This is a genomic window from Streptomyces sp. NPDC047085 (assembly GCF_040643735.1).
In the GTDB taxonomy this organism is placed as follows: Bacteria; Actinomycetota; Actinomycetes; order Streptomycetales; family Streptomycetaceae; genus Streptomyces.
The window spans coordinates 217,594-237,061 of record NZ_JBEYUW010000011.1 but is presented as its reverse complement, the minus strand read 5'-3'; the positions used below and the strand labels follow the sequence as shown (position 1 = coordinate 237,061).

The following is a 19,468-nucleotide window of genomic DNA, read 5'->3' as shown; positions in this document are numbered from 1 at the left end:
CCTTCCCCCATGGCGCAGTTGGAACACCTCACCACGCCCGTCGACACCGTTCTCTCCCGGATGCGCGCGCTCGACGCGGAGCTGCCCGAGCGGGACGGCGTCGCCGTGTTCAACCGTGTCTACCTCGCCGTCACCGAGGAGGTCGGCCGGCGCCTGGCCGGCGGGGACTTCGCGGACCCGCGGGCGGCCTCGGAGCTGGACGTGCGGTTCGCCGAGCGGTACCTGGCGGCGGTGGACGCGGCCGCCCGGGACCGCCGTCCGCCCGCCTGCTGGCGGCCCCTGTTCCAGCTGCGCCGCCATCCCGGGGTGCGGCCGCTGCAGTTCGCGCTGGCGGGCATCAACGCGCACGTCGGGCACGACCTGGCGCTCGCCGTGGTGGACACCAGCCGTGCGCTCGGCTGCGAACCGGCCGACCTGGAGGACGAGTTCGACCGCGTCGGCGAGCTGCTCGTCTCGCTGGAGGAGCGCATTCGCGAGGATCTGATGCCGGGCCCCGACCTGCTCCAGATCGCCGACCCGCTCACGCATCTGGTGGGTTCCTGGAGTCTGGAGCGGGCCCGGGACGCGACCTGGGCGGCGGCCAGGGCGCTGTGGGCGCTGCGCCGCTTCGAGGACGTCGCCGAGGAGTTCACCGAGCGGCTGGACGCGGCGGTCGGCCTGGCCGGCCGGATGCTGCTCACCCCGCTCACCGACTGAGAGGGGCTGACTGGGAGCGGGTGACTGGGACCGGCTGAGATGGCCGGATCCGGCTCCTGGGCGAGCCTGTTCGGGAACACCCCTGTGATCGCCGTACGTTGACGGTTCACCACCCAGTGCAGAGGAGCAGCGGTATGGCGACCCGGCTCGGCCTGAGTCTTCCCCAGATGCGGCAGTACTCCCTCGGCAAGGACGTGCCCGACGTGGCACGCGCCGCCGAGGAGATCGGTTACGACAGCCTGTGGGTCTTCGAGCGAGCCCTGTTCCCGGAGCCCGCCTCCCAGGGCCTGTACGGCGTGGAGGGCCTCCCCTGGCCCGACCAGTACCGGGGCGTGGCGGACCCGCTGATCACGCTCACCCTCGCCGCCGCCGTCACCGAGCGGGCCCGGCTGGGCTCCAGCGTGCTGGTCGCGCCGCTGCACCAGCCGTTCCAGCTGGCCAAGTCGCTCGCGACGCTGGACGCGGCGAGCGGCGGCCGGGTGCTCGCCGGTTTCGGCACCGGCTGGTCGCTGGACGAGTACGCCGCCGCGGGCATCCGGCCGATCGCGGAGCGCGGCAAGGTGCTCGACGAGATCATCGACGTGTGCCGGGCGGTGTGGGGCCCCGACCCGGTGCGCTACAACGGACGTATCACCAAGATCGAGTCCGCCGTGGTCGGGCCCAAGCCCGCCCGGCCGATCCCCATCCTGCTGGCGGCGAGCAACAAGAAGGCGCTGACCCGGCTCGTGGACCACGCCGACGGCTGGCTGCCGGTGGGCATGGGCGTCGAGCAGATCGCCACGCAGTGGCAGGAACTGCAGGAGCTGGCCGAGGAGCGCGGCCGGAAGGAGCCGATCCAGACCGTGCTGCGGGTGAACACCGAGCGCCTGCCCAAGGCGTACGACGGCGTGGACCGCCGGCCCTTCCAGGGCAGCGTGGACCAGATCGTCGAGGACCTGGTGGCGCACGCGCAGATCGGTCTGGAGGAGATCCTCATCGACCTCCAGGGCACCGCGCGGGACGGTCAGGAGCTCAAGGACGTCGCCGCCGAGGTGTTTGAGAAGGCGCGGGCGGCCGGGGTCTGATCCCGCCCGCCCGCGCCTCGGTCTGATTCCGGACCGATCCGGGTCGGATCCCGGTCGGATCCGGGTCCGATGCCGGTCAGTCCTCGGGCAGTTCCACCGGCGCGATCTCGTCGAAGACGTCGCCGGGGCCCGGGTTGGCCGCGTCGGTCTCGCCGCCGAAGTGGTGCATGACGCCCCAGACCGCGTTCAGCGCGGTCTGGATCGCGCCCTCGGCCCAGCCGGCCGTCCAGGAGATGTCGTCACCGGCGAGGAAGATGCCCCGCTTGTCCTCGGGCAGCCGGTCCTGCATGAAGTGCGTGTACAGGCGCCGCTGGTAGCGGTAGTGGCCGGGCAGGTTGGCCTTGAACGCGCCCATGAAGTAGGGCTCGTTCTCCCAGGAGACGGTCACCGGGTTGCCGATGATGTGCTTCCGGATGTCGACCTTCGGGTAGATCTCGCCGAGGGACTTCAGCATGACCTCCATCCGCTCGTTCGCGGACAGCGGCAGCCACTTCAGGCTGTCGTCGCACCAGGTGTAGGACAGGCAGATCACGGCGGGCTGGTCCGGGCCGTTGTCCAGCAGGTAGGTGCCGCGGGTCATGCGGTCGGTGAGCGTCATCGACATGACATCCCGGCCGGTCTCCTCGTCCTTGTCCAGCCAGAACGGCCGGTCCACGGGCACGAAGAGCTTGCTGGACTCCATGTAGTGGGTGCGCTCGATCGCGGTCCAGTGGTCGATCGGGAAGAGCGAGTCGTCGCAGGCGATCTTGGACAGCAGCATCCAGGACTGGGCGGTGAAGATGGCCGCCTTGTAGGTGCGGATGTCGCCGTTGGCGTCCGTCACGGTGATCTGGTTGCCCGCGGTGCGGTGCAGCCGGGTCACGGCCGGCTTCGGCTCGCCGTCCACGTGCAGGGACTTCAGCGAGGTGCCGTACGGCCAGTGGACGATCTTCTCCGGCTCGCGCTCCCACAGGCGCAGCGGCAGCTGCTGGGAGCCGCCGACGATGCCGCGGTGGTGGTCGTCGGCCTCGGTGTAGACGACGCGCAGGATCTCAAGGATGGAGTTCGGGAAGTCGGTGTCCCAGCCGCCGGTGCCGAAGCCGACCTGGCCGAAGATCTCGCGGTGCCGGAAGGACTTGAAGGCCTCGGAGTCGCAGAGGAAGCCGTAGAAGGTCTGGTTGTCGAGCTTCTCGACCAGCTTCGCCCAGATCTCGCGGATGCGCGGGACGTCCCGCTCGCGCATGGCGCGGTTCATGTCGGAGAAGTCGGCGCCCTCGTCGAGGCACTTGTTCCAGGCGTCGGCGACGTCACGGTAGACCTGCGGCAGGTCGGCGACGGTCTCGGCGTAGTGCGACTCGCCCTTGAGGTCGACCACGGTCGAGGGGGTCGCCTCGGCCAGCGGGTTCGGGAAGGGCTTGGTCTCCAGGCCGACGAGGTCGATGTAGTGCTGGAGGGCGGTGGAGGACGGCGGGAAGCGCATCGCGCCCAGCTCGCAGTTGAGCGACTCGTCGCAGCCCTCGAAGCCGACGGTGCGCAGTCGGCCGCCGAGCTGGTCGGCCTCGTAGACGACGGGCTTGAGGCCCATCTTCATCAGCTCGTAGGCGGCCACGATGCCGGACAGACCGCCGCCGATGACGGCGACCTCGGTGCCGTGCTCGGTCGCGGGGATCTGGCCGAGGCCCGCCGGGTGGGCGAGGAAGTCGTCGTAGGCGTAGGGGAAGTCCGGGCCGAACATGGTGATCGGCGGCTGCTGCTCGTCGGCGTGCTCGACGGCGTTGGGCACCGTGGACGTCATGGGGTACGGACTCCTTGCGCGAAGTGAGACAGGGGGAAGCTGGGGCAAGCCGCGGCGGCGGCTCAGACGAGCGACCCGTACAGGCCGGGGCGGCGGTCCTTCAGGTACGGGTTGTCCTCGCGGGAGGCGGCCAGGAAGGCCGGGTCGGCGTCGGCGACCACCAGCTGCTCGGCGCGGCCTGCGCGGGTGCGGGCGACGCCGTCGGGCCCGGCGAGGGTGGACAGTCCGAAGAACTCGAACTCGCCCTCCTGGCCGACCCGGTTGGCGTACGCGATGTACATCTGGTTCTCGAACGCTCGCACCGGGATCATCGACTCGGCGACGAGCTCGAACGGATGCATGTTCGCGGTCGGCACGAGGAGGAGGTCGGTGCCGGCCAGCGCGTGGGCGCGGACGTTCTCCGGGAACTCGACGTCATAGCAGATCATCAGGCCCACGGTCAGGCCGTTCAGCTCGGCCTGGACGACCGGCTGCTCGCCCGGCGTGAAGTGGTCCCGCTCGAAGCCGCCGAAGAGGTGGGTCTTGCGGTAGTTCGCGAGGCGGGTGCCGTCGGCGGAGATCAGCTGGGCGGAGTTGTGGACGGTCTCGCCGTCGCGCTCCGGGTAGCCGTACGCGATGGCCAGGCCGTGCCGGGTGGTCATCTCGGCGATCGCGTCGGCCGAGTCGCCGTCGGCGGACTCGGCGAGGCGGGCGATGTCGTCGCCGATCGCGTACCCGGTCAGGAACATCTCCGGCGCGACCAGCAGCTCGGCGCCCGCAGCGGCGGCACGGCCCGCGGCCTCGTCGAGGACCTTGAGGTTCTCGACGACGGAGCCGGGACGGCCGGAGCTCTGGAGCAGGGCGGTGCGCATGCGAGATCCTCACCGGAACGGGGCGTTTTGGGGACAGTTAGAAGGTACGGTCGGCGCGCTCGGCCGGACAAGAAGGAGCCGTTGCGCGCCGGTGCGCGGTTCGTTGCGTGGGTGGGGGGTCCGGCGGCGATTCGTTGCGCACCCTGACGAGCGGTTCCCGGCATACCTGAGACGCAGGTCACAGGCGGGATTCACCGGTCGCTGCGGACGCTGGGACGCCGGCAGCCGAGCACGGTGCGGCGGCCGGGCATCAGTGCAGGTCAGTGGGCCAGTCGGCTCCCGAGCCGACCCGATTCGGCACGGCTCGCCCCCGCCTACAGCTGCTTCAGCCGGTGCATGATCTCCCGCAGCAGCTCCGGATCGGCGGCCGGGCCGGTGACGGGCGCGCGGCGGGGCTCGTCGATACGGACCAGGCCGGCCTCGGCCAGGTCACCCAGGAGGACACGGACGACGGTCAGGGGCAGGTCGGCGTCCGCGGCCAGCTCGACCACCGGGCGCGGGCCGCGCCGGATCTGGTCGAGCAGGGCCGCACTCGCGTGGTCGATGCCGGGGCCGGCCGTGCCGGTCTCCAGTGCCGTGACCCGGGACATCAGGTCGATGGCATGCCGCTCCGAGGGCTGCGTGCGGCCCCGGGTCACGGTGTAGGGGCGCACCATGGACCCGGTCTCGTCCTCGTACCAGTGCTCGTCGCTCACCGCGGTGTCAGGGGGCCGAGCGGGTCGCGGCGTCCAGGTGGCGGCCGAGGCGGCGGACGAGCAGGGCCATCTCGTGGGCGAGCTGTCCGACGTCGGTCCGGGCCTCGCTGAGCACGGCGAGACGGCTGCCGTGTCCGGCGGGGGTGATGAAGAGGTAGGCGTCCTCCAGCATGACCATGGTCTGCCGTACCCCGCCCGCGCCGAACCGCTCCCCCGCCGTGCGGGCCAGACCGTGGAAGCCGGAGCAGACGGCGGCCAGGTGCTCGATGTCCCGACGGCGCATGCCCTCCGAGCAGCTCAGCGGGAGACCGTCGGCGGTGAGCAGCACGGCCTGCCGGACATGCTCGGTCCGCGCCACGAGATCGTCGAGCAGCCAGCCGAGATCCGTACCGGGCGCCCCGGCGGCCACGGCCGGGTTCTCGGGGGTCTGGTCGTCACCGTACATCGTCGGTGTCCATCCCTTCATCGGCGTTGCCGGTCACGTGGTGGGCGTCGGCGGGGGCGTGGTGGGGGGCGGTGGGCGCGTGGCCGGTGTCGCTGGGCGCGTGATGGGCGTCTGTGGGTACGTGGCGGGTCTCGGCGGGCGCGTGGCTGGTGCCGGTAGGCACGTGGTAGGCGTCGGCGGGCGCGTGGCCGGTGCCGGCGGACGAGTGGTGGGAGCCGGCGGGCGCGTGGCCGGTGCCGGCGGACGAGTGGTGGGCGTCGGCCGGCGCGTGGCCGGTGCCGGCGGAGTCGTGGGAGCCAGCGGGCGCGCTGTTGGTGCCGGTGGGCACGCGGTGGGCGTCGGCCGGCGCCTGGCCGGTACCGGCGGACGAGTGGTGGGAGCCGGCGGGCGCGTGGCCGGTGCCGGTAGGCACGTGGTGGGCGTCGGCGGGCGCGTTGCCGGTGCCGGTAGGCACGTGGTGGGCGTCGGCGGGCGCGCGGCCGGTGCCGGCGGACGAGTGGTGGGAGCCGGCGGGCGCGTTGTCGGTGTCGGTGGGCGTGGGCAGGCCCTTGCGGCCGCGGTCCAGTCCGCGCTGGAAGGCGCCGAAGATCGCCCGCATCTCGTCGGCGTCGACCTCGCGCCGCGGTGCCGCGTCCCGCGGCGGCGGATCGTCGCGCAACTCCCGCGCGAGGGAGGCCTGGCGGGTGCGGGTGGGCAGGGCGGGGGCGTCCGGGGTGGCGGTGTCGTGCCGCGGGAGAGCAGGGGCGGCGGACACGTCCTGCGTGTCGGCGCCCGCCAGGTCCGCGGCGGCGGAGAGGCCGGGGCCGGCGCGCCTCGGGAGATCAGGCGCGGCGGACACGTCCCGCACGTCAGCCCCCGTCAGGCCTGCGGCAGTGGCGGACGGGGCGGGGGCGTCATGCCCGGCAAGGTCGGAAGCGGGCAGGGCAGGCCGCTCATGCCCGGCGAGGTCGGGAGCCCGCACGGCAGGCGTGTCCTGCCCGGCGAGGTCAGCAGACCGCACAGCAGACCTGTCACCCCCAGCCAGGTCAGCAGACCGCACAGCAGGCCTGGCCTGACCGGCGAGGTCAGCGGCCGGGTGCACGGACGTGTTGCTCGCCGACTGCTCGGGATCGTCCGTGCGCCGGGGCGCCGAGCGCCTTCTGGTGGGCAGTTCCAGAACCGGCGCCCCCCGCTCGACCGCCTCCGGCGCGTGCGGCACCAGTTCCCGTACGGCAGCCCCGCCTTGTTGCACGGCAGCGCCACTCTCCCGCCCGGCGGGTCCGTCCTCCCCCACGGTGCCCGCGCCATCCCGCACGACGACCGCACCCGAAGCGGCCCCCGCCGGTTCCACCTGCGCCAGTACCGCGTCGGGAAGGAGCACCACCGCGGTCGTACCGCCGTAGGGCGAGTCACTGAGGCTCACCTCGATGCCGTGGCGGGCGGCGAGGCGGCCGACGACGTAGAGGCCGAGGCGGTCGTGGCGGGTGGGGTCGAAGGCGTCGGGGTCGGTGAGGGTGCGCTGCGCCTCCTCGCGCTGCTCGGCGTCGAGACCGAGGCCCCGGTCGTCGATCTCCAGGACGAAGCCGCTGCCGACGCGTCCCGTGCGGAAGGTGACCTGGGTGTGCGGCGGCGAGAACACCGTGGCGTTCTCCAGGAGCTCGGCGAGGAGGTGCACGACGTCGGCGACCGCGTCCGCCGCGACTCCGACCTCCGGCATCGGCGGCACGACCACGCGCGCGTAGTCCTCGATCTCGCTCACCGCCGAGGCGACGACGTCCGCGACGGGCACCGGCCGCCGCCACCGGCGTCCGGGTGCCGAGCCGGAGAGGATGATCAGGCTCTCCGCGTGCCGGCGCATCCGGGTGGTGAGGTGGTCGATGCGGAACAGCTGCCGCAGGACCTCCGGGTCCTCGGTGCGCCGCTCCAAGGTGTCGACGAGCTTCAGCTGCCGGTGCACGAGCGCCTGGTTGCGGCGCGCGATGTTGAGCAGCACCGCGAACAGCCCCCGGCGCAGGCCGGCCTGCCGGACGGCGGCCTCCACGGCGGCGAGCCGCGCGGTGTTGAAGGAGCGGCCCACCTGGCCGATCTCGTCGTCGCGGCCCCCGTCGGCGGCGAGCGGCGGCGCCTCGGCGAGCGCGTCCACCTCCTCACCCGCGCTCAACCGGCGCATCACATCCGGGAGTTGGCGGCTGGAGAGCAGGTCGGCGGCGTCGCGCAGGGTCTCCAGGCGGCGCGAGATGCGCCGGGCACCGCGCACCGCGAGCCAGAGCGACAGGGCCACGGCGGCCAGTCCGACCACGCCGACGACGCCGGCCTTGATCAGCTCACGGTAGGCGAAGGCCCGCCCGCGCGTGGCCGAGTTCTCGGCGGCGCGGGTGCACAGCTGCATGTAGCGCTTGACGGCCCGGTCGCTGGTCGAGCGCCAGCTGTCCGCGGCGACGGCCCGACCGGCCCCCGCGGCCCCGGCCCGCAGCAGCGCGTCCTCGCCGCCGACCAGCGAGCGGTGCAGGTCACCGCGCTGGAACTCCTCGAACAGGCCCCGCGAGTCGGCCGGCAGGTCCGGCACGTACGTCCGCTCGAAGACGCGCCGGTCCTCGATGGTCGCGGTCAGGCTGTCGTACTGCTGGTCGGTCAGGGTCCCGGCCGCCCGCGCCCCGGCGACCAGGGCGTCCTCCCGGGACACGAACTCCCGTACCCGGACCAGCTCGACGACGACCTGGGCCTCCCGGGCCAGCTGTCCGGCCTGGAGCGCGGTGAGCGTGGACTGCACGTCGAACCCGGGCTCGACGAGCACGCTGTACTCGTCGACCGCCCGGTCCCAGGTGATGTGCCGGGATAGCACGTCCTCGCGCAGCTTCTCCAGCTTCCCGGTGGCAGCGACCATGGTGTCCAGGGCCTGCCGCTGCCGGTCGGTGAGCCGGTCCCGGTCGCCGCCCTGGACCGCCTGCCGCATGGCCTCCACGGCCCGGTCGGTACGACGCTGCTGCCCGAGCAGGTCGCCCGCCGCGGCCGTGTCGAGCCGGGCGCCCAGGTAGGCGGCGGACAGCCGGCGTTCGATCTGGATCTGCCCGATCGCGGTGTCCACGGGGGTGCCGAAGTCCTCGTACACCCCCTGGAGCCGGATCAGGGCGCGCAGCTCCGCGGTGACGGACACCATGGCGAAGCTCCACAGGGTCATCAGCGCGACCGCGGGGGCCAGGGCGAGTGCCACGATCCGCGTGCGGACGGTGGTGGGACGGCCGACGGGCCAGCGCATGGATTACCTGCCGGGGTTACCAGTCAGTAGAAAGTGCGGCACAACCTACGGGATCCGCCGCCCGGACCGCAATGGTGACCTGCGGTAACCCCGGGTCACTTCCGGGGTCGCTTCGAGGGTCACCTCCGGCGTCACTTCTGGGGCAGTGCGAAGCGGGTGACGACGGCGGCGTGGTCGGAGGGCCAGTCGTTGCCCGCGACGTCGGGCCAGGGGCAGGGGCTGCCGATGACGAGCGTCCGCGCGTCCCGGACGGTCAGGCCACCCCGGTGCAGCACGTAGTCGATGCGGTCCTGCGGCTCGGGCCGCCCGCTGCCGTCCTCGTGGACCGGGTGGATCGGCGACCAGGTGTGCCCCGGCTCGGCGACCGGGTCGGGGTGCGCCTCGCGGTAGGAGTCGGCGAAGCCGGCCCCCTCGGCCGCCCGGGTCACCGGCCACTCCACGTCCGGCCAGTCCAGGTGGGAGGGGCAGTTGAAGTCGCCGACGAGGACCACCGGGACACCGTCACGGGACGACTCGGCGATCCGGTCCAGGGTGTCGCGCATCTGCGTGAGCCGTACGTCCTCGTGGGCGATCAGCTCGGGCGCGCCGAGCCCGTCGAAGGCGGACTCGTAGGGCCCGTACGGCGTGTAGTGCAGGTGGGCGGTCCACACGTCGACCTCGCGGCCGGGCGCCGCCTCGATCCGGACGCCGGCGGCGCCGTAGAAGCCGACGCCGGGGTCGCCGAAGCGGGCGGTGATCGGGTGGCGGCTGATGACACCGAGGTTCTCCCCGGCCCGGTGGTGGTGCCAGCCGAGCGCCGCGGCGAGTTCCTGGGCGGCCGTTCCCGCGGTCTCCTGGAGCCCGACGACGTCGGCGCCGCTCTCCAGGACGGCCTTGACCTGCTTGGCCCGGTGGTCGTCGACCTCGCTGCCGCCCAGCCACAGGTTCCAGCTCATGACCCGGAGTTCGGGCGCGACCATCGCCCGCAGATCGTCGGTCGTCACCCCGACGAGGCTGTCGCGCACGGTCCTCCCGGGCGCCGCTCCGATCGGCGCGAGCGAGGGCACGGCGAGGACGACGCACCCGGCGGCCTCGGCGGAGGCCACGCCGGTCTCGGTGTCCTCGACGGCCACGCAGCCGGCCGGGTCGACACCGAGCGCGCGGCAGGCGGCGAGGTACGGGTCGGGCTCCGGCTTGGTGCGGGCGGTGTCGTCGGCGGTGACGGAGACCGCGAACCGGTGGGCGCCGAGGGCGTCGAGGACGACGTCGGCGACCGCGCGCGGGGAGGCGGTGACCAGCGCGGTGGGGACGCCGGCGGCGGCCAGCGCGTCCAGCAGGCCGAGCGCGCCGGGGCGGGGCGTGATCCCGGTGCGGACCCGGGCGGCGAACTCCCGGTGCAGCTCGGCCGCGAGGCCTGCGGCGGCCCGGCCGGTGGTGGCCGCGAGCCAGCCGGCGGTGTGCTCGACGGGCCGGCCGAGCACCTCCGGCTGGTCGGCCTCGGTCAGCGTTCGCCCGGCGACCTGCTCGACCGCCTCCCACCACAGGTGCTCGGTGTCGACGAGCGTGCCGTCCATGTCGAACAGGACGGCCTGGAGCGGGAGTGCGGGGGTGTGGGGGGTCACGTGATTGTCTTCCTTCACCTGGTTCTTGCGAGAAGTCCGGGCATCCGGACTCGGGACGCATCGCATGCTGCCGACAGCGGAGCGAGACGCCCCGGCCTCCGCGAGCCTGGCGTTGCCAGTCTGCGAGCCCTTGAAGGCACGAACCGGCTTGCCCGGGGACACGGTTGTGGTTGGCGTCGAGCGGCTGGCGTCGCCGGGGTCCTCCCGGCGTGGGGCCTTGTCACCGGTCCCGCGCCCGTCAGGGCGGATGCGACCTTGATGCCGCAGCCAGCGGCAGCCGAGGAGCGCGACGAGGTGTGAACCGCCGGGCAGACTCGGCTGTTCACGGCCGAGAAGGTGACTTCTGGATGCGTTCGGCCACCAGCACCGGGCGCTCGGGCAGCGACACGCTGACGGCGGCTCCGGCGCCGAGGCCGGCGGCCTCGTGCGCGGGCAGGTCGGCCTTGGCCTCGGTGCCGTCGGCGAGCCGTACGGTGATCCGGACGACGGCGCCGAGGAAGGCGGTGGCGGCGACCCGCCCGGTGCCCTGCTCGTCGGCGCGCACCTGGACGGCCTCGGGCCGCACCAGCACGTCCACGTCCCCGTCCGGCACCTCGCCGTCGGCGGGCAGCCGCTGCCCCAGCACCTCGACCGTGCCGTCCTTCATCGTGCCCGGGATCCGGCTCATCGTGCCGACGAACTCGGCGACGAAGGCGGTGGCGGGGCGGCCGTACAGCTCGGCGGGTTCGGCGCACTGTTCGAGCCGGCCGGCGCGCATGACGGCGACACGGTCGGCGACCGAGAGGGCCTCCTCCTGGTCGTGGGTGACGAAGAGGGTGGTGATGCCGAGTTCCTGCTGGAGCCGACGGATCTCCTCGCGCAGAGTCAGGCGGACCTTGGCGTCGAGCGCGGACAGCGGCTCGTCGAGGAGGAGGACGCGGGGGCGCAGGGCGAGGGCGCGGGCGAGCGCGATGCGCTGCTGCTGGCCGCCGGAGAGCTGGTGCGGGTACCGCTCGCCCTTGTCGCCGAGGCCGACCAGGTCCAGCAACTCGGCGGCACGGGCGCGCCGCTCGGCCGTACGGACCTTGCGCATGCGCAGTCCGAAGGCGACGTTGTCGACGGCGTTCAGGTGCGGGAAGAGGCTGTACGACTGGAAGACCATCCCGGCGTCGCGGCGGTGGGCCGGGACGTGGGTGACGTCCTCGCCGTCCACCAGTACCGCGCCGGAGTCGGGGTGTTCGAACCCGGCGAGCATGCGCAGCGCGGTGGTCTTGCCGCAGCCGGAGGGGCCGAGGAGGGCCAGGAACTCGCCGGGACGGACGGTCAGGTCGAGTCCGTCGAGGGCGACGGTGGCCCCGAACTCCCTGCGCAGCCCCCGGAATTCGACGGTGGCGGCCGCCTTTTCGGCGGTGGCCTTCTCAAGCGTGGTGACGGTCATGGTCTATCCCCGGGAGGAAGCGGTTCGGGTGCGTCCGCCGGCACCGGCGAGCGCGAGGAGCAGGGCCCAGGTGACGAGCAGGCTGAGCACGGACACGGCGACGGACATCTGGGCCTGCGAGCCGCCGACGTTGTAGATCCACACCGCGAAGGGCTGGTAGCCGAGCAGGTGGGAGACGGTGAACTCGCCGAGGACCAGGGCCAGCGTGAGGAAGGAGGCGTTCAGCAGGGCCCCGCGGAGGTTGGGCAGCACCGCCCGGACCAGTGCCTGCGGCCAGGAGGCACCGCAGCTGCGGGCGGCCTCGACCAGGGTGCGTACGTCGATGGCGCCGAGGCCCGCGTCCAGGGCGCGGTAGACGAACGGCAGCGCCATGACGACGTAGGCGAGGACCAGCACGACGGGGAAGTTCTCGTCCTGGATCACCACGAAGGTCTGGAACAGCGGCGTCCGGGAGAGATGCTCCGGGCCCCACTTGAGCACGGTGACGATGCCGGCGACGAACGCGATCGGCGGCACCACCAGCGGCAGCGAGCAGACCACCTCCACCACGGGCCGCAGCCGGGGCGCGCCGAGCCGCAGCGCGACCACGGCGGGCACCATCAGCAGCAGGACGACGGCGATGGTGGCCACGGCCAGCTCCAGCGAGAGCAGCAGGCTGGACGTGAAGCCGTCGGCGGACAGGATCTGGGTGTACGCGTCGAAGGTGACGCCCTGGCCGGGGACGTCGACCGTGAAGACCACGGACGCGGCGAGCGGGACCAGGAAGTACAGCGCGGCCAGGCCGAGGACGGCCCAGCGCCAGGGGGTCAGGCGTCGAGCCATCGGGCGCTCCGTCGTTGCAGGGGCAGGTACACGGCCATCACCAGACCCGCCACCAGCACCATGTCGAGGCTGAGGGCGAGGGCGACGTTCTCCTGGCCGACCAGGACGTTGCCGGACAGCGCGTCGGCGATCTGCAGGGTGACCAGCGGGACCGCGCTGCCCACCATCGCGGCGGCGGTGGCGTAGGCGGCGAAGGCGCTGCCGAACAGCAGCACAAGGCCGCCGAGCAGGGAGGGCGCGAGGACGGGCAGGGCCACGTGCCGCCAGTACTGCACACCGGTGGCGCCGTTGTTGAGCGCGGCCTCCCGCCACTGGACGCGCAGGCCGTCCAGGGCCGGGGTGATGGTGAGGACCATCAACGGGATCAGGAAGTACAGGTAGACGAGGACCAGGCCCCAGAAGCTGTAGAGGTCCCAGCCATGGTCCGTGAGGCCCAGGTGCACGGTCAGGACGCCGGCGTTGCCGAGGGTGGCGACGAAGGCGAAGGCCAGCGGGACGCCGCCGAAGTTGGCGAGCACGCCGGAGGCGGTCAGCACGGCTTCGCGCAGAGCGCGGGAGCGGGAGCTGACCACGGCCTGGGCGAGCGGCAGCCCGAGCAGGGCGCCGAGCGCGGCGGAGATCGCCGACAGCTTGACGCTGCCGATGAGCGCGGTGAGGTACGGGCCCTGCAGCGAGGTCGAGAGGTTCTCGGCGGTGTAGGAGGTGGCGCCGGTGGTCTGGTCCTTGACCGTGAAGGCGCCGTTCAGGATGGCGAGGGCGGGCAGGCCGAAGGCGATGGCGGTGAACACCAGCAGCGGGACGACGGCGAGCCAGCCGGGGGCGCGGCGCCGCCGCTTCGCCGAAGCGACGGGCGCCACGTCCGCTCGCGTGAGCGCGGCGGTCATCCGGAGACGGCCTTGCCCCAGCCCTGCCCGAGGACCGTCTTGGCCTTGCTCTGCTGGGCCTCGGTCGGGAAGGTGGGCGTGCCCGTGACCTTCGGCAGCTTGGCGGCGGCCGTCTTGTCGAGGGTGCCGGCCTTCTCCAGGGCGGGCATCAGGGCCGGGCGGGCGTAGCCCTTGAGCCACAGGTTCTGGCCCTCGGCGCTGTACAGGTACTCCTGCCACAGGCGGGCGGCCGCCGGGTGCGGGGCGTCCTTGTTGACGGCCTGGGAGTAGTACTGGGCGTACTGGCCGTCGCTCGGGATCGCGACCTTCCAGTCGACGCCCTTGGACGTGAACTCGTCGGCGTAACCGGCGTTCAGGTAGTCCCAGTCGATCGAGATCGGGGTCTCGCCCTTCTCGACGGTGGCCGGGGTGGACTCGACCGGCGTGTAGTTGCCGTTCTTCTTCAGCTTGGCGAAGAAGTCGAGGCCGGGCTGGATGTCGTCGAAGGAGCCGCCGTTCGCGAGCGCGGCCGCGTAGACGCCGCCGAAGGCGGAGCCGGACTTGGTCGGGTTGCCGTTGAGGGCGACCTGGCCCTTGTACTCGGGCTTGAGCAGGTCCTTGAAGGTGGTCGGGCAGTTCTTGACGCGCTTGGCGTCGCAGCCGATGGAGATGTAGCCGCCGTAGTCGTTGTACCAGCGGGCCTGCGGGTCCTTCTGGCCCTCGGGGATGTCGTCGTAGGAGGCCACCTTGTAGGGCGCGAGCAGGCCCTGCTGGGCGGCGCTGAGCGCGAAGGAGGAGCCGAGGTCGAGGACGTCCGGGGCGCGGTCCTGGCCCTTGCGCGAGGTCACGGCGTTGATCTCGTCCTGGCTGGTGCCGTCGGGGCTCTCGACGTCGATCTTGATGCCGTACTTCTTCTGGAAGCCGTCGATGAGGGCGCCGTAGTTGGCCCAGTCGCGGGGCAGCGCGATGGCGTGCAGCGTGCCCTCCTTCTTGGCCGCCTTGACCAGGGCGTCCAGTCCGCCGAAGTCGGCGGCGGAGGTGGCGGTGGCGGCGTTCTTGCCGTCCTTGGTGGCGGTCGACGCGTTGTCGGGAGCGGCGCCGCAGGCGCTCAGGGCGAGCGCGGCGACGACGGCGAGGGAGCCGCCGAGGACGGCGTTTCTCGGCAGGGACACGGTCACGGTCTCTCCAGGGGTGCGCACGAGGGTGAAGGCGGTGCGTTTGAGGAACTGCGGAGAACTTGTCTGAACAAGTTGCGTCACAGTACGCCCGGCGCAGGTGTCCTGTCTGTAAACCGCGACGAAACTTTGTGCCCTTGTTGTCTGCACAATCCAGACCGTTACAGATCACGCTCAGGTCTCGATTAGGCTGGTCACGCTGTGCACAGCAAGCTGAGCAGAGGGGAAGCATGACCGCGCGACACGAGGAGATCGCCGACGAGCTGCGGCGCGCGATCGACCGCGAGGAGTACACGGTCGGCAGCCGGCTGCCCTCGGAGTCGGAACTCGCGACGCACTACGGCGTCTCGCGCGGCACGGTCCGCCAGGCCGTGGCCGCCCTGACGGCCGAGGGCCTCATCGGCTCCCGGCAGGGGGCCCGCCGCGTCGTGCTCGCCAGCCGCCGCAGTCAGAGCTTCGCGGAGCTGCGCAGCTTCGCCCAGTGGGCCCGGGCCATGGGCCGCGAGGCCACGGGCCACGTGGTGGCTCAGGAGTACCGCCCGGCCACCCAGGAGGACGCCGTGCGCCTCCAACTGGCCGCCGGGACACGGGTGTTGCACGTGCTGCGGGTACGCGGCCTGGACGGCGAGCCGGTACTGCTGGAGCGGACCGTCTACGCCGACTGGATCTCACCGGCCGTGGCGGCCATCGAACCCGACTGCCCCTCGGTCACCCAGCGCCTCTACGACGACACGGGCCTCGTCTTCGCATACGGCGAGCACATCATCGACGCGGTCGCCTGCGGCGCGCAGGACGCCGAGTTGCTGGGGGTGCGCCGTACGAGTCCGCTGCTGCGGGTGCGGCGGGTGACCACGACCCGCGAGGGGCGGCCGGTGGAGTGGTCGGACGACCGGTACCGGCCGGACGCGGTGAGCTTCAGCGTGCACAACTCGATCGACAACAACGCGCTCGCGCGCACGACGCCGGAATAGAGCTCAGGGGTCCCCCCGGGCTGGAATCCGCCCCTACCCCGGGGCCCCCGAGGAGAACCTCCGGAGCAACGGCGAAAGCACCAGCACCGACTTGGTGCGCTCGACGAACGGTTCGCCGGCGATCCGCTCCAGCACGCGCTCGAAGTGACGCATGTCGGACGCGAAGACCTGGACGACCGCGTCCGCCTCGCCGGTGACGGTCGAGGCGGCCACGACCTCCTGGTACCGCTCGAGGCCCCGCTGGATGGTCTCCGGCGAGGTGTTCCGCCGGCAGTAGATCTCGACGAACCCCTCCGTCTCCCAGCCGAGGGCGGCCGGATCCACCCGGACGGTGAATCCGGTGATGGCTCCGGTGGCGCGCAGCCTGTCCACGCGCCGCTTGACGGCGGGCGCGGACAGGCCGACGAGCTGCCCGATGTCCGCGTAGGAGCGGCGGGCGTCCTCGGCGAGGGCGTGCACGATGCGTTCGTCGAGATCGTTCAGCACAGGGGGTGGTTCACTTCTTCGGGTCGGTCACTTCTCTGCCGCCACCGCGACGCCCTCAGGGGCCGCGAGACGGGAACGGCGATATCCGTACAGGAAGTAGAACACGAGCCCGACGGCCATCCAGCACCCGAAGACGACCCAGGTGACGGTGTCGAGGCTGAACATGTTGTACGCGCAGAACAGGAAGCCCAGCACCGGCAGGACCGGCCCGAACGGCACCCGGAACGTGCGCTCCAGCTCCGGTCGCCGGTACCGCAGGATGACGACCGCGATGTTGACCAGGGCGAAGGCGAACAGCGTGCCGATGCTGGTGGCGTCGACGAGCTTGCCCAGCGGGATGAGGGCGGCGAGCACACCGCAGAAGAGGGACACGAGCACCGTGTTGAGACGGGGAGCGCCGGTCTTCGGGTGGACCTTGCCGAGCGCCTTCGGCACCAGGCCGTCGCGGGACATGGCGAAGAGGATGCGGGTCTGGCCGTAGAGCACGGTGAGCACCACGCTCGCGATGGAGATGACCGCGCCCAGCGCGAGCAGGGTGCCCCAGAAGGTCTGGCCGCTGACGTCGTTCATGATCGCGGCGAGGGTGGCCTCGGAGCCGTCGAACTTCTTCCAGTTCCAGGCGCCGACGGCGACACCCGCGACGAGCACGTACAGCGCGGTCACGATGATCAGCGACAGCATGATCGCCCGCGGCAGGTCCCGCTTCGGGTCCTTCGCCTCCTCACCGGCGGTGGAGGCGGCGTCGAAGCCGATGTACGAGAAGAACAGCGTGGCACCGGCGGCGCTGACCCCGGTCATGCCGAGCGGCATGAAGTCGGCGTAGTTGCCGGACTTGAAGCCCATGAATCCGATCGCGCAGAACAGCACGAGCGCGGCGATCTTCACGCAGACCATGATCGTGTTGGCGCGGGCGGACTCACGCGCGCCGCCGAGCAGGAACACCATCGCCAGGAGGACGACGATCAGGGCGGGCAGGTTGATGATGCCGCCCTCGCCCGGGGCCGAGGACAGGGCGTCCGGGATGGTGACGCCGATGGTCCCGTCGAGCAGCTGGTTCAGGTACTCGCCCCACCCGACGGCCACGGCGGCCACCGACACGCCGTACTCCAGCACGAGGCACCAGCCGCAGACCCACGCGACCAGCTCGCCCATCGTTGCGTATGCGTACGAGTAGGAGGAGCCGGCGACCGGGATGCTGCCCGCCAGCTCGGCGTACGACAGGGCCGAGAACAGAGCCGTGAGGCCGGCGATCACGAAGGCCAGGGTGACCGCGGGACCGGCCTCCGGGACGGCGTCACCGAGGACCACGAAGATGCCGGTGCCGAGGGTCGCGCCAATGCTGATCATGGTGAGCTGCCACAGCCCGAGGGACCGCTTCAGCGCCCCTCCCTCGCCCTGGCCGCCCTCCGCGACCAGGCGTTCCACGGGCTTGCGACGCATGAGGCGCATGGCGACGCCCGGGGACGCGGGGGCGCTTCTCTCGTTCTGCGGGGGTGCGCCTTGGTCGAGCACTCGGGGGCTCCTTATCGCTGCCGGTCGGGCGAGCGGGGACGGGCGAGCGCCTGCCAGGGCAGGAACGGTCGCCGAGCGGAGTCCCCGCCACGCTACGTACAGCGCAGCACCCTACGAGGAGTGGCTTAACGGGCGTAATGCAGCAACCTTGCGCATAGCCGCAAGATCGTTGCGTTCCTCGGCACGCTGTGTGCATTCGTTGCGCACAGGCTGTCGACCGTTGCACGGGCGCCTCACGGACCCTTGTTCCACCGTCTTCCGGAGGGGCCCGGAACCCTTCCGTCGAGGATCCGGAAACGCCGACGGCCCCCGCCCTCCCGTCGTCGGGAGGACAGGGGCCGTGGGGCCGTTCTCGGTCGGCTCGGGTCAGTTCCAGCTGGCGTGCAGCGGCTTGCCCTCGGCGTAGCCGGCCGCGCTCTGGATGCCGACGATGGCCTTCTCGGCGAACTCCTCCAGGGAGGAGGCGCCGGCGTAGGTGCAGGAGGAGCGGACGCCCGCGATGATCGAGTCGATCAGGTCCTCGACGCCCGGGCGGCCCGGGTCGAGGAACATGCGGGAGGTGGAGATGCCCTCCTCGAACAGCGCCTTGCGGGCACGGTCGTACGCCGACTCCTCCGACGTGCGGTTGGCCACGGCACGTGCGGAGGCCATGCCGAAGGACTCCTTGTAGAGGCGGCCGTCCGCGTCCTGCTGGAGGTCACCCGGGGACTCGTAGGTGCCCGAGAACCAGGAGCCGATCATCACGTTGGACGCACCGGCCGCGAGGGCCATGGCCACGTCGCGCGGGTGCCGGACACCGCCGTCGGCCCACACGTGCTTGCCGTACTTCTTCGCCTCGGCGGCGCACTCCAGGACTGCGGAGAACTGCGGGCGGCCCACGCCGGTCATCATGCGGGTGGTGCACATGGCGCCCGGGCCCACACCGACCTTGATGATGTCCGCACCGGCGTCGATCAGGTCCTTGACGCCCTCGGCGGAGACGATGTTGCCCGCGACGATCGGCACCTGCGGGTCGAGCGCGCGCACGACCTTGATCGCGCCGATCATCGACTCCTGGTGGCCGTGCGCGGTGTCGATGACGAGCGTGTCCACGCCCGCGTCGAGCAGCTGCTTGGCCTTGCCCGCCACATCGCCGTTGATGCCGACGGCCGCGGCGATGCGCAGCCTGCCCTGCGCGTCGACGGCCGGGGTGTACAGCGTGGCGCGCAGGGCGCCCTTGCGGGTCAGGATGCCGGCGAGCTTGCCGTCCTTGTCGACGGCCGGGGCGTAGCGGCGGTTGTGCGTGTCGAGGGTGTGGAAGGCCTCGCGCGGGTCGATGTCCGCGTCGACCAGCAGCAGGTCCTTGGACATGACCACTTCGAGCTGGGTGAAGCGGTCGACCCCGGTCAGGTCCGCGTCGGTGACGACGCCGATGGGCCGGTGCTCCTCGTCGACGACCACACCGGCGTTGTGCGCGCGCTTGGGCAGCAGGGCCAGGGCGTCGGCGACGGTCTGGTGCGGGGCCAGCACGATCGGGGTGTCCAGCACCAGGTGGCGGCTCTTCACCCAGGAGACCACGTCGGTGACCACGTCGATCGGGATGTCCTGCGGGATGACCACCAGGCCGCCGCGCCGGGCGACCGTCTCGGCCATGCGGCGACCGGCGATCGCGGTCATGTTGGCGACGACCAGCGGGATCGTGGTGCCCGTGCCGTCCGGCGAGGCGAGGTCCACGCCCTGACGCGAGCCCACCGCGGAGCGGCTCGGCACCATGAACACGTCGTCGTACGTCAGGTCGTACGCGGGCTGGATGTCATTGAGAAAACGCACGTGCTGCACATCCCAGTCGATCAGAGGTGACCCCCCGACGGGTGCGCCAGGG

The 19,468-nt window shown here is 72.2% G+C and carries 16 protein-coding genes; 3 read left to right on the top strand and 13 right to left on the bottom strand.

The genetic code is table 11. The annotated features are described in order from the left end of the window. Positions 1–9: 9 nt before the first annotated feature. Complete coding sequence (locus ABZ865_RS31645) at positions 10–696, top strand: DUF5995 family protein (protein WP_361237876.1); 687 nt, start codon at positions 10–12, stop codon at positions 694–696. Positions 697–830: 134 nt separating this feature from the next. After that, a complete protein-coding gene (locus ABZ865_RS31640; protein ID WP_361237873.1) occupies positions 831–1,760 on the top strand; it encodes an LLM class F420-dependent oxidoreductase in 930 nt (309 codons plus the stop codon). 76 nt (positions 1,761–1,836) lie between these two features. On the opposite strand, the gene ABZ865_RS31635 is transcribed toward ABZ865_RS31640, so the two are convergent. The 10 genes from ABZ865_RS31635 to ABZ865_RS31590 form a co-directional block, all read right to left on the bottom strand. Next, positions 1,837–3,534, bottom strand: coding sequence for an NAD(P)/FAD-dependent oxidoreductase (locus ABZ865_RS31635; protein WP_361237870.1), 1,698 nt, complete (start codon positions 3,532–3,534; stop codon positions 1,837–1,839). Positions 3,535–3,596: 62 nt separating this feature from the next. After that, positions 3,597–4,385, bottom strand: a complete 789-nt coding sequence (locus tag ABZ865_RS31630) for a carbon-nitrogen hydrolase family protein (RefSeq protein WP_361237868.1) — start codon at positions 4,383–4,385, stop codon at positions 3,597–3,599. A 314-nt stretch (positions 4,386–4,699) separates the two neighbouring features. Continuing rightward, complete coding sequence (locus ABZ865_RS31625; RefSeq protein ID WP_361237865.1) at positions 4,700–5,080, bottom strand: DUF742 domain-containing protein; 381 nt, start codon at positions 5,078–5,080, stop codon at positions 4,700–4,702. 7 nt (positions 5,081–5,087) lie between these two features. Beyond that, a complete protein-coding gene (locus ABZ865_RS31620; RefSeq protein WP_361237862.1) occupies positions 5,088–5,525 on the bottom strand; it encodes a roadblock/LC7 domain-containing protein in 438 nt (145 codons plus the stop codon). After that, positions 5,515–8,760 (bottom strand): nitrate- and nitrite sensing domain-containing protein, encoded by a 3,246-nt coding sequence (locus tag ABZ865_RS31615; protein ID WP_361237859.1) that lies wholly within the window; start codon positions 8,758–8,760, stop codon positions 5,515–5,517. The genes ABZ865_RS31620 and ABZ865_RS31615 overlap by 11 nt, the downstream gene beginning before the upstream one ends. Before the next feature lie 131 nt (positions 8,761–8,891). Beyond that, positions 8,892–10,361 carry an HAD-IA family hydrolase gene (locus ABZ865_RS31610; RefSeq protein ID WP_361237857.1) on the bottom strand — a complete coding sequence of 490 codons (1,470 nt, stop codon included), beginning with the start codon at positions 10,359–10,361 and terminating at the stop codon, positions 8,892–8,894. Between the two features lie 322 nt (positions 10,362–10,683). Beyond that, on the bottom strand, positions 10,684–11,778 hold the full coding sequence (locus ABZ865_RS31605; protein ID WP_361237854.1) for an ABC transporter ATP-binding protein: 1,095 nt from the start codon (positions 11,776–11,778) through the stop codon (positions 10,684–10,686). Between the two features lie 3 nt (positions 11,779–11,781). After that, on the bottom strand, positions 11,782–12,600 hold the full coding sequence (locus ABZ865_RS31600; RefSeq protein ID WP_361237851.1) for an ABC transporter permease subunit: 819 nt from the start codon (positions 12,598–12,600) through the stop codon (positions 11,782–11,784). Next, positions 12,585–13,484 (bottom strand): ABC transporter permease subunit, encoded by a 900-nt coding sequence (locus ABZ865_RS31595; protein WP_361237848.1) that lies wholly within the window; start codon positions 13,482–13,484, stop codon positions 12,585–12,587. Before ABZ865_RS31595 ends, ABZ865_RS31600 begins: the two co-directional genes overlap by 16 nt. Continuing rightward, the gene (locus ABZ865_RS31590) at positions 13,481–14,641 is read right to left on the bottom strand and encodes an extracellular solute-binding protein (RefSeq protein WP_361237845.1); all 1,161 of its coding nucleotides are present in this window, start codon (positions 14,639–14,641) and stop codon (positions 13,481–13,483) included. The genes ABZ865_RS31595 and ABZ865_RS31590 overlap by 4 nt, the downstream gene beginning before the upstream one ends. Positions 14,642–14,868: 227 nt before the next feature. On the opposite strand from ABZ865_RS31590, the gene ABZ865_RS31585 reads away from it, so the two are divergent. Next, positions 14,869–15,609 carry a GntR family transcriptional regulator gene (locus tag ABZ865_RS31585; protein WP_361237842.1) on the top strand — a complete coding sequence of 247 codons (741 nt, stop codon included), beginning with the start codon at positions 14,869–14,871 and terminating at the stop codon, positions 15,607–15,609. A gap of 33 nt (positions 15,610–15,642) precedes the next feature. Here ABZ865_RS31585 and ABZ865_RS31580 read toward each other — a convergent pair whose 3' ends face one another. From ABZ865_RS31580 to ABZ865_RS31570, 3 genes are all read right to left on the bottom strand, one after another. Further along, positions 15,643–16,095 carry an Lrp/AsnC family transcriptional regulator gene (locus ABZ865_RS31580; protein WP_046726552.1) on the bottom strand — a complete coding sequence of 151 codons (453 nt, stop codon included), beginning with the start codon at positions 16,093–16,095 and terminating at the stop codon, positions 15,643–15,645. Positions 16,096–16,122: 27 nt separating this feature from the next. Next, positions 16,123–17,607, bottom strand: coding sequence for an amino acid permease (locus ABZ865_RS31575; RefSeq protein WP_361237838.1), 1,485 nt, complete (start codon positions 17,605–17,607; stop codon positions 16,123–16,125). Positions 17,608–17,973: 366 nt separating this feature from the next. Further along, complete coding sequence (locus tag ABZ865_RS31570; RefSeq protein ID WP_361237835.1) at positions 17,974–19,416, bottom strand: GuaB1 family IMP dehydrogenase-related protein; 1,443 nt, start codon at positions 19,414–19,416, stop codon at positions 17,974–17,976. Positions 19,417–19,468: the final 52 nt, after the last annotated feature.

Excerpts from the sequence above, each read along its gene's own strand:
- ABZ865_RS31620 (WP_361237862.1), bottom strand. The coding sequence starts at position 5,525 with ATGTACGGTGACGACCAGACCCCCGAGAACCCGGCCGTGGCCGCCGGG.
- ABZ865_RS31635 (WP_361237870.1), bottom strand. The coding sequence starts at position 3,534 with ATGACGTCCACGGTGCCCAACGCCGTCGAGCACGCCGACGAGCAGCAG.
- ABZ865_RS31645 (WP_361237876.1), top strand. The coding sequence starts at position 10 with ATGGCGCAGTTGGAACACCTCACCACGCCCGTCGACACCGTTCTCTCC.
- ABZ865_RS31640 (WP_361237873.1), top strand. The coding sequence starts at position 831 with ATGGCGACCCGGCTCGGCCTGAGTCTTCCCCAGATGCGGCAGTACTCC.
- ABZ865_RS31595 (WP_361237848.1), bottom strand. The coding sequence starts at position 13,484 with ATGACCGCCGCGCTCACGCGAGCGGACGTGGCGCCCGTCGCTTCGGCG.
- ABZ865_RS31630 (WP_361237868.1), bottom strand. The coding sequence starts at position 4,385 with ATGCGCACCGCCCTGCTCCAGAGCTCCGGCCGTCCCGGCTCCGTCGTC.
- ABZ865_RS31585 (WP_361237842.1), top strand. The coding sequence starts at position 14,869 with ATGACCGCGCGACACGAGGAGATCGCCGACGAGCTGCGGCGCGCGATC.
- ABZ865_RS31605 (WP_361237854.1), bottom strand. The coding sequence starts at position 11,778 with ATGACCGTCACCACGCTTGAGAAGGCCACCGCCGAAAAGGCGGCCGCC.
- ABZ865_RS31600 (WP_361237851.1), bottom strand. The coding sequence starts at position 12,600 with ATGGCTCGACGCCTGACCCCCTGGCGCTGGGCCGTCCTCGGCCTGGCC.
- ABZ865_RS31615 (WP_361237859.1), bottom strand. The coding sequence starts at position 8,760 with ATGCGCTGGCCCGTCGGCCGTCCCACCACCGTCCGCACGCGGATCGTG.